Below are 2,509 nucleotides of genomic sequence, written 5' to 3'. Positions count from 1 at the left end.
CAGGGTAAGCGCTCTTTGATTGACGCCATTGCACGGCGAGGCTGATTCACCGAGGCTACGTGTCCATGTTCAATGAGCGTGGACAGGTGTGCATGAACGAGCAACGCGGAGGTTTGCAGAGCCGATTGGTGGTCGATCGCAAGCGAGACGGACGGCGTAAGTACGACGAGGATGCGAAGCGCGAATTGATACAGGCGTGTCTGAAGCCCGGGGTGTCGATCGCGCGGACGGCCATGGAGCACGACGTCAATCCAAACCTCGTTCGGACGTGGATTTCCAAGTATCAGCGCGAACAAGCCGCGGGCGAGATAGTCAGCTCCGTGACGGAGCCGTCACGAGAGGCTCGCGTCGAGCTGCCGGCGGCTTCCGTGCCTGAGGAATCAGCCTTTATGCAGGTCGTCACCTCCGCGGTTGCTCCCACTCCGACTAAATTGGCTGCGGCATTCTCACTGAATGTGCACCTGCCAAACGGCGTTTCCTTAGAATTGGGCCCGGCGAACTTCGATGAACTGACGGCCGTTGTGCAAATGCTCGGGAGGCTGCCATGTTCCGGTTCGACGAAGGGCTGAAGGTTTATCTGCATCGCGATCCAGTCGACTTCCGCATGGGCATCAACGGACTGTCGATCCTGGTCGAACAGGCGATGCGCCTGAACCCGATGACCTCGGCGCTGTTCGTCTTCGGCAACCGCCGTCGCGATCGTATCAAGATTCTCGGCTGGGGCGGCAACGGCTTCTGGTTGCTGCTCAAGCGACTCGAAGCCGATCGCTTCATCTGGCCGAACGGAGGCGACACAATCACGCTCAGCGCCGAGCAATTGCACTGGCTGCTCGACGGCATCGACCTGGCCGTGATCCAGAAGCATCCCCAGCGATATTACGCGCGGATGAGCTGAACACCGCGCGGGTGACATGGTCTAATCGGCCATGCCGAACAGCCCCGTCATGCCGAGTGTTGAGGAATACCAGGCACTGCTCGCCGAACGCGATGCGCTGCGCGGTGAGCTTCGACTCGTGACGGCCCAGCGCGATCTGGCCGAAGAGAAGCTGCGGGCCTACAAGCACGAACTGTTCGGTGCATCGAGCGAGGCGCGCCATGCCGACCAGCTCGGCCTGTTCAACGAAGCAGAGGCATTGGCGGCGACTGCCGACGCGCCCGCGCGTGAAGACGTGCCCGGCACCTCGGTCACCGCCCACACGCGCGGCAAGCGCGGGCGCAAACCACTCAATCCGAGCCTGCCGCGCGAGGTCGTGCGGCACGAGTTGCCAGAAGCTGAACGATTCTGCGCGCACGACGGCCACGCCCTCGTCGAGATTGGCGTAGAAACGAGCGAACAGCTCGACGTGATTCCCGAGCAAGTGCGCGTCGTTCAGCACCAGCGGGTCAAGTACGCCTGCCCTTGCTGTGATCTCGGCATTAAGGTCACGCCAGCGCCGACGCGCATCATCCCTCGCGGGCTGCTCACGGAATCCGCGCTGGCGTGGATCATCACTGGCAAGTACCAATACGGCATGCCACTGTATCGCCAGGCCACGCTGCTGCGTCGCTTCGGCGGCGACATCTCGTCGAACACGCTGGCCGCTAGCGTGGTGCGAGTGGGGCTTGCTACGCAGCCGGTGATCAACCTGATGCGTGACGCGCTGCTCGAATCCGACCTGATCTACGGCGACGAGACAACGTTCCAGGTGCTGAAGGAACCGGGACGAAGGCCGCAGGCAAAGAGCTACCTGTGGGCGCAGGTCAACGGCTCAGGGCCGCCCGTGCGGATGTTCTCGTACTCGCCGGGACGTGGTGCCCAACATGCGCAGAAGCTCTATGCCGGCGTGCAGCCCGGCACTGTGCTGATGACGGACGGGTACGAACTCTATAACGGCATCGCCCACGATCACCAGCTCGTGCATCTCGGATGCTGGGCGCATGTACGCCGCGGCTTCATCAAGGCCGAGGAGTCGGTGCCGAAAGCGGCACGCTCATCGGATCTGCTGGCGACGCGCTTCGTTAAGCTGATCGGCAAGCTGTTCACGGCCGAGGCGCGAAGCGCGAAGTGGACGCCTGAACGCCGGCAGCGATTGCGTACCCGATACAGCGCCCGAGCGCTCTCCCTCGTCGAACGCATGATGGTCGAGCATCTGCCCGCCGTCGTGCCGTCGAGTCTGCTCGGCAAGGCGCTGCAATACATGAGCGGGCAATGGCCCAAGCTGGTCCGCTACATCGAGAACGGCAACTGGCCACTCTCGAACAACCTGTGTGAAAACGCGATCAGACCGTTCGTCGTCGGCCGCAAAGGCTGGCTGTTCTCCGACACTGTCGCCGGCGCGCAGGCCAGCGCCAATCTGTACTCCCTCGTCGAGACGTGCAAGGCGAACGGCATCGAACCGTATCGCTACCTCGTCTGGCTGTTCACGAAGCTGCCTCTCGCTGCAACCGCCGACGACTACGCGGCCCTCATGCCATGGAGCATGCCTGCCACTCCCAACCTCTGATGGGTGTCGTTAAAAGACCGCATACG

Annotated in this window: 3 protein-coding genes; all 3 read left to right on the top strand. The window is 62.6% G+C overall.

Going from position 1 to position 2,509, the window contains the following annotated elements:
- Window positions 1–92: 92 nt before the first annotated feature.
- From tnpA to tnpC, 3 genes are read left to right on the top strand one after another with little or no spacing between them, the layout of a single operon-like run.
- On the top strand, window positions 93–569 hold the full coding sequence (gene tnpA, locus CFB82_RS41225) for an IS66-like element accessory protein TnpA (protein ID WP_143751085.1): 477 nt from the start codon (window positions 93–95) through the stop codon (window positions 567–569).
- Window positions 545–895, top strand: coding sequence for an IS66 family insertion sequence element accessory protein TnpB (gene tnpB, locus CFB82_RS41220; protein ID WP_027810102.1), 351 nt, complete (start codon window positions 545–547; stop codon window positions 893–895). Before tnpA ends, tnpB begins: the two co-directional genes overlap by 25 nt.
- A gap of 31 nt (window positions 896–926) precedes the next feature.
- A complete protein-coding gene (gene tnpC / locus CFB82_RS41215) occupies window positions 927–2,483 on the top strand; it encodes an IS66 family transposase (protein WP_089487927.1) in 1,557 nt (518 codons plus the stop codon).
- Window positions 2,484–2,509 lie beyond the last annotated feature (26 nt).

This window comes from Burkholderia sp. HI2714, assembly GCF_002223085.1.
Lineage (GTDB): Bacteria > Pseudomonadota > Gammaproteobacteria > Burkholderiales > Burkholderiaceae > Burkholderia > Burkholderia lata_D.
Note: the sequence above shows the minus strand (reverse complement) of the source record. Positions and strands in the feature narration are given on the sequence as shown.

Coding starts and splice junctions, on each gene's coding strand:
- tnpA (WP_143751085.1), top strand. CDS start 93: ATGAACGAGCAACGCGGAGGTTTGCAGAGCCGATTGGTGGTCGATCGC.
- tnpB (WP_027810102.1), top strand. CDS start 545: ATGTTCCGGTTCGACGAAGGGCTGAAGGTTTATCTGCATCGCGATCCA.
- tnpC (WP_089487927.1), top strand. CDS start 927: ATGCCGAACAGCCCCGTCATGCCGAGTGTTGAGGAATACCAGGCACTG.